The 7,338-nt window shown below is 70.4% G+C and carries 7 protein-coding genes; 4 read left to right on the plus strand and 3 right to left on the minus strand.

Features of this window, described 5'->3' with window-relative positions:
• Window positions 1-363: 363 nt before the first annotated feature.
• Entirely contained in the window at window positions 364-1,254 is an 891-nt protein-coding gene (locus tag B9G38_RS12930; RefSeq protein ID WP_086220626.1) for a hypothetical protein, read from the minus strand.
• A gap of 117 nt (window positions 1,255-1,371) precedes the next feature.
• Here B9G38_RS12930 and B9G38_RS12935 point away from each other — a divergent pair, with 117 nt between their 5' ends.
• From B9G38_RS12935 to B9G38_RS12940, 3 genes are all read left to right on the plus strand, one after another.
• On the plus strand, window positions 1,372-2,355 hold the full coding sequence (locus tag B9G38_RS12935) for a nucleoside recognition protein (protein WP_049931560.1): 984 nt from the start codon (window positions 1,372-1,374) through the stop codon (window positions 2,353-2,355).
• A gap of 58 nt (window positions 2,356-2,413) precedes the next feature.
• Window positions 2,414-2,578, plus strand: a complete 165-nt coding sequence (locus B9G38_RS18315) for a hypothetical protein (protein ID WP_167373072.1) — start codon at window positions 2,414-2,416, stop codon at window positions 2,576-2,578.
• A 136-nt stretch (window positions 2,579-2,714) separates the two neighbouring features.
• Window positions 2,715-3,956, plus strand: coding sequence for a CaiB/BaiF CoA-transferase family protein (locus B9G38_RS12940; RefSeq protein WP_086220627.1), 1,242 nt, complete (start codon window positions 2,715-2,717; stop codon window positions 3,954-3,956).
• A 113-nt stretch (window positions 3,957-4,069) separates the two neighbouring features.
• On the opposite strand, the gene aceA is transcribed toward B9G38_RS12940, so the two are convergent.
• Window positions 4,070-5,107 (minus strand): isocitrate lyase, encoded by a 1,038-nt coding sequence (gene aceA, locus B9G38_RS12945; protein ID WP_086216767.1) that lies wholly within the window; start codon window positions 5,105-5,107, stop codon window positions 4,070-4,072.
• Window positions 5,108-5,320: 213 nt separating this feature from the next.
• A complete protein-coding gene (locus B9G38_RS12955; protein ID WP_049931564.1) occupies window positions 5,321-5,653 on the minus strand; it encodes a hypothetical protein in 333 nt (110 codons plus the stop codon).
• Window positions 5,654-6,020: 367 nt separating this feature from the next.
• Here B9G38_RS12955 and thiL point away from each other — a divergent pair, with 367 nt between their 5' ends.
• Window positions 6,021-6,932, plus strand: coding sequence for a thiamine-phosphate kinase (gene thiL, locus B9G38_RS12960; protein WP_086220628.1), 912 nt, complete (start codon window positions 6,021-6,023; stop codon window positions 6,930-6,932).
• Window positions 6,933-7,338: the final 406 nt, after the last annotated feature.

A 7,338-nucleotide genomic window follows, 5' to 3' on the forward strand; every position in this document is an offset into this window, starting at 1 on the left:
CATGGCGTTCAGCGAGTGTGTCAAGATTGTCTCCCTGCTTTCGGCCGATCGCCGCGAGAACACGTTCTCGCGGGATCTCTCCCGCTGTTTGCTCACGTAGCTCGTGAAGTTCTTCCAGAGTGATTCCGTCCAACCGACCCATTACTATAGAATACGACTATATTGGGAAATACTTTCGCACGACCGTATCAAACGGGCAGCCGCGAATCGGGCGCAGGCGAAGTAAGGACCACAGCGAGCGTGCGCCCGATTCGCGGCTGGGGCTTTGGGAGTATTCACCGCCGACCTGCTGAATCCCGTTTATAATCCGACGGGGAATTTGGAGGGAGCTCCCACCGAGCCGTCAACATCGACGTACTCTGCCTATTCTACGACCGCGAGCGCCACGCCTGCCACGTCGCGAACGCCGACCACCTGGTGTCGCCACCCGTCGCCGGCGTCGACGCAGAGCGTGCCCGCGTCCGTCACCGCGACCGAGACGCCGGGGCCGTAGCCGAGCGCGACGGGCGTCTCGTCCACGGGCAGGTCCGCGGGCATCCACGTCTCCTCGCCCCACTCGCCAGCCCCGTCCGAGTGAACGAGCAGGTCACCGCCGACGACCGCCATCGCGTGCCCGTCGCCGTCGGACGCGACCGCCTCCGCGACCGCCTCCCGGGCCGTCATCCAACCGTTGCCAAGCCAGTAGAGCCCCGCACCGGTCGCCGCGAGCGGCATCCCGGCGCCGGCCACGTCGCGCGCGTCGTCGAGGCCGACGTCGGTGATGCCGCGCTCACCGACCCGGTACACCGCCTTCGCGCCCGCGACGAGACCGCCGTCGACCGCACGCGGGTCCGTGACGGTTCCGATCTGCGTCGTCGACGAGACCGTCGCCTCGTCGCCCTCCCCGACCTTGATGCGCTCGATCGCCCCGTCCTCGCGGGCGACAAGGAGCGCGTCGTCACGGTCCCTCGCCGCGCCGACCGCGACCGCCGGCTCGTCGTCGACCGACTCGAACGCCGGGTCGTCGCCGACCGCGGCGACCGAGAGCCCGGCGGGCGTGGCCGCGACGGCGAGGTCGGGGCCGCCGCCGCGAGCGAGGACGGTGACATCGCGGGCGGGGTCGCGGGCGACCATGTCGAACGCGCCGACCTTGTCGGCCGACAGCGAGACGCGGACGATCCCCGTCCCCGTCGCGACGTAGGCGTCGGTGCGGCCGGCGCTGCCCGCGTACACGCGCTTTTCATCGATCGAGATGTCATCCTCGGCGGGAGCCATCGGAGGGCCGTTCTCCGCGGCGGGACATAAGCCCCGCGCGGCGGCGCGCGTTCCGACCCTCCGGGAACGCCCGCCCGTTCCGACGGCCATTTGAGCGCCCCTCGCGTACGCTGATTCGTGCAATCGGTCGCCGCCGAGTTCTCGACGCTGCTCGCGGAGGTGGCCCCCCGACTTGCCCGGATCACGGCGTTCATCGCGGGGGGCGTCTTCGCCGCCAACGTCGCCGTCGCGTTCGGGCTGGTCCGGTACGTCGCCGGGCTCGCGGGGTGGCTCACCCGACCGGCGAACCTCCCGGACGAGGTCGGCACGGCGATCCTCACGACCGCGGCGTCGACGACCGCGGGCTACGCGACGCTCGCGGAGTTCCGCGAGTCGGGCCTGCTCGACGACCGGGCGACGCTCGTCGCGGTGACGATGAACACGTTCTTCGGCTTCGTCCAGCACGTGTTCACCTACTACGTCCCGGTGTTGATCCCGATCCTCGGCGTCACCACCGGCGCCGTCTACGTCGGCGCGCGCGCCGGCATCGCGCTTTTGATCACCGTCACCGGCGTCGTCGCGGGCGGGTTCCTCCTCTCTGAGTCGAACGTCGACCGCGCCGCGCTCGCCGACGTCGAGGCGACCGGGCCCGAGGACGACGACCGTACCGACCGGGAGCGCGTGCGCGACGCGGCCGGGAAGTCGTGGCGGACCCTCCGGCGGATCGTCCCGCGGCTCGCGGTCGTGTACACGCTGGTCATCTGGCTCGTCACGACCTACGACGTGGCGGCCCTGACGAGCGTGGCGGAGCCGATCACGAGCGTGCTGGGCCTGCCGGGTGCCGCGGTGCCGGTCATCGCGGTGTTCACGCTCGACACGACCGCGGGCGCGGCGACGCTCGCCGGGACGGAGGCCGGGATCTTCACGACGCGGACCGCGGTCGCGTCGCTGCTCATCGGGAGCATCCTCTCGTTCGCCGTCTCCACGTTCCGGCGCTCGATCCCGTTCCAGTACGGGATCTGGGGGCCTTCGTTCGGGACGAAGGTGATCGCCGTCAACACCGCGCTCAAGCTCGTCTTCATCTCGGCGACGGTCGCGCTGCTGCTCGCGCCGGTGTGGTGACAGGGCCGGTGGAGCCCGAATCAGTAGGTTCAACACCGGCCCGGATCGATCGGCGCACATGGCGCTCGAAAAGGACGTGGACTGTCCCGACTGCGGCGGGTCTCGTTCGTTCTACCGGACCGCGGCGATGACGCTCCACCTCGGCGAGAAGACGAAGTGGCGCTGTCCCGACTGCGGCTACGGCTACGTCGAGATCGACGGCATCGACACGCTTCCGGCCTGACGAAACCGTTCGCCGGCGCCGCCTCCTCGCCGGCCCCGGGTTTCCGTCCGCGGCGCCGCCGCAACACTCAGTACCCCCGGGACTGACCCGGGACACATGAACCGAATTCGGCGACGGTCCGCGGGGGTGAACGCGCGTGGTCGGTGAGGCGCGCGATCCCGACGGCGACACCGGACCGCTGGATGGCGTCACCGTGCTGGACCTCTCTCGCGTGCTCGTCGGCCCGTTCTGTACCATGCAGCTCGGCGACCTCGGCGCCGAAGTGCTCAAGATCGAGCGGCCCGGACAGGGCGACCAGACGCGGACATGGGTCCCGCCAGCGTTCGGCGAGGGCGAGGGCGAAGAGAGCGCCTACTACGTCAGCGTTAACCGGAACAAGCGGTCGATCCAGTTGGACCTGACGACCGAGTCGGGGCGCGCGGTCGCGCGGGACCTCGCCCGCGAGGCCGACGTGCTCGTCGAGAACTTCCGGGTCGGTAAGACCGCCGAGTGGGGCCTCGACTACGGCGACCTCGTCGACGAGAACCCCGGGCTGATCTACTGCGGCATTTCCGGCTACGGCGAGTGGGGCCCCGACCGCGACAAGCCCGCCTACGACATCATGATGCAGGCGCGGGGCGGGGTCATGTCGTTCACGGGCGTCGAGGACGGCCCGCCGGTCCGGATCGGCGTCGCGCTCGCCGACGTCGGCGCGGGGATGTACGCGACGCAGGCGATCCTCGCGGCCCTCCTCGAGCGCGAACTCGGCGACGGCCGCGGCCAGAAGATCGACGTGAGCCTGCTGGACGGGCAGGCCGCCTGGACCAGCTACATGGCGACGAACTACTTCGCCAGCGGCGAGCCGCCGGGACGGATGGGGAGCAAACACCCGAACATCGTCCCGTATCAGGCGTTCGAGACGAGCGACGGGTACGTCGTCGTCGCCTGCTCGTCGGACCCGTTCTGGCCGCCGCTGTGCCGCGCGATCGACCGCCCGGACCTGCTCGCGGACGAGCGGTTCGAGACCAACGAGGGCCGCGTCCGCCACCGGGAGGAGCTCGACCGCGAGCTGAGCGAGACGTTCGCGTCCATGACGACCGCCGAGGCGACCGCGGTCCTGGAGGAACACGACGTGCCCGCGAGCCGCGTCCGCGACGTGAGCGAGGTGTTCGCCGACCCCCAAATCGAGGCGCGCGGGATGGTCGCCGAGGCGGAACACCCGACCGCGGGCACCGTCACGTTCCCCGGCTCGCCCATGCACTTCTCCCGGACGCCGACGACCGTCCGGCGCCACCCGCCGGCGCTCGGCGAACACACGGAGTCAGTTCTCGACGAGTACGGCTACGGCGACGGCGACATCGCGGAGCTGAAAGAACGGGGAGCGATTCCGGACGGCTGACGGCGACGGGACGCTCGGTGGTCGGGTTCCGTCGAGCGCTCCGCCGTCGGTCGCTGTCGAGCGCTCCGCCGTCGGTCGCCGCCGAGCGCTCGGTCACCGGTTTTCCCGGGCGCTCAGTCGTCGTTTTCGGCCGTGATCGGGTCGCTCTCGTCTTCGGTGAACCCCGCCGACTCCTCCTGCCGCTCGCGGGCCTCGGGATCGAACTCGGCCTCGATGTCCTGATACCGCGGGACGAAGGAGAGCTCGTGGTGACTCTCCGTCTCGTGGCCGATGTACCGCTCTTCGAGGTCGAACTGCGCCTCCTCGTCGTTCTGCGCGATGTTCTCGAAGTCCTCGTAGGCCGCGTGGGCGCCCGAGTGGAGACCGTACAGCGTGATGAAGATGTACTGGTAGCCCAGGTCGCCGAGCTCCTCGAAGGTGAGCGGGTCCTCCTCGGCGCCCCACTCGAACGAGGAGGAGTAGTTGAAGGCCAGATCGAGGTCGGGGTGGGTCTCGTGGATCGTCTCGGCGTACTCGACCGCGTCCTCGCGGGACGGGTCGGGCATCTCGGGCCAGACGAGGTCGACGCCGGCGTCGGCGTAGATTCGGCCGCGTTCGAGGTGCTCCTCCCAGTCGCCGTTGGCGGAGCCGTACGCGTCGGTGCGGGCGATGATGACGGTGTCCTCGCTCTGCTTGGCGTCGACGGCGGCCTCGAAGCGCGAGCGGGCCTGCTCGCGGGAGACGATCTGCTTGCCGGCGATGTGGCCACAGCGCTTCGGCGAGGTCTGGTCCTCGATGTGGACGGCGGCGACGCCGGCCTTCTCGTACTCGCGGACCGCGCGCCGGACGTTGTGGACGCCGCCGTAGCCGGTGTCGCAGTCGGCGATGACGGGGAGGTTCGTCGCCTCGACCATGCGCTTCGCGTTCTCGACCATCTCGGACATGGTGACCATCTCCAGGTCGGGGAAGCCGAACTGGCCGAGGACGGTCGAGTAGCCGCTCATGTAGGCCGCGTCGAGGCCCGCCATCTCCGCGAGGCGGGCGTCGAGGGCGTGGTAGATCCCCGGCGCGAACGTGTACTCCTGCTCCTCGAACAGCTCGCGGAGCCGGCGGCCGGCCGGGTTGTCGATATCTCTGGTGAAGACGTCGTCGTCGAGTTCGTTGGGATTCATCGGGTTACTGCGTGGTGTCGTCGTCTGCGGTGCGGTTCGGCGCGGTGCGCCGGCCTGATCGGCGTTTGTCGGCGGGGCGAGCGGTCGGCGCGAACGTCGTCGGGTCCGGGCGCGGTCCGTCGCCGGTCCCCGCCATTGGGACGGTGCTGCGGGACGCGTCCTCGCCGGTCGACCGGGCCGAGCGCTCGCGGGAGCGGCGCGTCGCGTTCGCCGTCATCGCGAACCCCCGTCGGTCCGCGTCCGCGAGGCGGGACGCAGGTCGGGGACCATGGGTGCGTCGCGCTCGTCGTCGGCCGGCGGACGGGTCGGGCGACGGGTGTCGGCCCGCGGCGGCGACCCGGGCGAGCGCGTCCCCGTCGTCCGGCGCGTCGTGATCGTCGGGACCAGCGGCGCGCCGGCCTCCTCGGTGGGCGGGATGCGGCCGGGGATCGGCTGCGGAGAAGCAGTCCGGTCGGAGCGCTCCGCGGGCTCCGAGCCGGTCGTGCGGTCGGTCGTGCGATCGGTGCGTCGAGTCGTGTCGTCGGGCGTGTCGTCAGGTGTCGTCATCGGGTCGTGTGGGGGGTTGCGGCGGTCGTCTGGTGATCGGGTCGGTGCCTCGGGTCGCTGCGTGTCCGCGTACGGATACTACCATTGCGACCGGAGCAAATCGGAGGAAGATAATAAACATAATGATTGATAATGATAATATTCGTTATGTTGTTTTATTCGGTTAAATGTTCCATGACAACACGGCCCATACAAACGAAGACATCCGGGGCTGCGCGCCCCTCGCCGCCGGTGACAGCGTCCACAACACTGTCGGTGACGCCGCCGAGCGACATCGGCGGCGTCGGACCGGGCCAGACCGAGCCGGGCCAGACCGAGCCGGGCCGGACCGATCGCTTATTGACCCCGCCGCGCGGAGCGTAGGGTAGTGAACGAGCGCGACGCTCTCCGGGCTCTCGCGGCCGACCTCCCGCACGCGGGCGACGACGCCGCCGTCGTCGACGGAACGGTCATCACGACGGACATGCTCCACGAGCGGACCGACTTCCCGGCCGGCACAACGCGGTACACAGCCGGCTGGCGCGCAGTCGGCGCGTCGCTGTCGGACGTGGCGGCGATGGGCGCGACCGCCCGGGCCGCGGTCGCCGTCTACGCCGACGAGGCGTTCGACCGCGACGAGCTGACCCGGTTCGTCGCGGGCGCGGTCGACGTCTGCGAGGCGGTCGACGCCGAGTACGTCGGCGGCGACCTCGACGAACACGTCGAGTTCACGACTGCGACCACCGCGGTCGGCGGGATCACCGACGCCGGGGCCGTCACGCGTGACGGGGCGCGACCGGGCGACGCGCTCTGCGTCACCGGCGAGTGGGGCCGGTCCGCAGCGGCGCTGCGGATTTTCAAAAACGACGGCGAGGGCGAGACCGAGCGCGCCAACGAGCTGTTCCGGTTCACGCCGCGCGTGGCCGACGGGCTGGCGCTGGCATCGCACGCGACCGCGATGATGGACTCCTCGGACGGGCTGGCTCGGTCGTGTCACCAGCTCGCGGAGGCGAGCGGGGTCGGGATCGAGATCGAGCGGGACGCGGTTCCGGTTCACCCCGCGGTCGAGGAGGTTGCGGAGGGGTCGACGGAGCGGTTCGAACTCGCGGCGCACTTCGGCGAGGACTTCGAGCTGGTCTGTGCGGTGCCGGAAGAGGACGTTTCGGGGGTCAGCGAGTCGTGTCCCGCCGGACTCACGCGGATCGGGACGGTGGTCGAGGAGCGTGATGAGGGAGGCCCGCGCGTCCTCGCCGACGGCGACCCCCTGCCCGACCGCGGCTTCACGCACGGCGACGAGTAAGTCGGCGAAACACCAGTCGATCGACCGCCCGACAGTTGATTTTATAAATAGCCGATCGACACGAACGCTCCCGAAGCCCCGGTCGCGAGGCGGGCGCACGCTCGCTGCGGTCCTCAGTCGCTCGCTTCGCTCGCTCCTTGCGGTCCTTACGTCGTCATCAGAACGCTCCGCGTTCTGATTGGCTCACGAGAGCTTCGCTCTCGTGAACGCCTGCGCCCGCCTCGCGACTGCCCCTTTGAGTCCCACCCGACCGCGACCGCACAGCACCTCGCGCCTCCCCAACCTCGTCGGGCGCTTCCTTCGGGCTCCCTTCGGTCGCCCTCGGAGCGCCCGACTCCCTCGCGCGTGCTCCTCGCGCCCTGCCGGCGCCCGGCGGCGCCCCCCCTCCCCGCGTTCTTTCTCAACC

The sequence above is a fragment of the Halorubrum sp. SD612 genome (assembly GCF_002135005.1).

Excerpts from the sequence above, each read along its gene's own strand:
- B9G38_RS12955 (WP_049931564.1), bottom strand. The coding sequence starts at position 5,653 with ATGACGACACCTGACGACACGCCCGACGACACGACTCGACGCACCGAT.
- B9G38_RS12930 (WP_086220626.1), bottom strand. The coding sequence starts at position 1,254 with ATGGCTCCCGCCGAGGATGACATCTCGATCGATGAAAAGCGCGTGTAC.
- B9G38_RS18315 (WP_167373072.1), top strand. The coding sequence starts at position 2,414 with ATGGCGCTCGAAAAGGACGTGGACTGTCCCGACTGCGGCGGGTCTCGT.
- aceA (WP_086216767.1), bottom strand. The coding sequence starts at position 5,107 with ATGAATCCCAACGAACTCGACGACGACGTCTTCACCAGAGATATCGAC.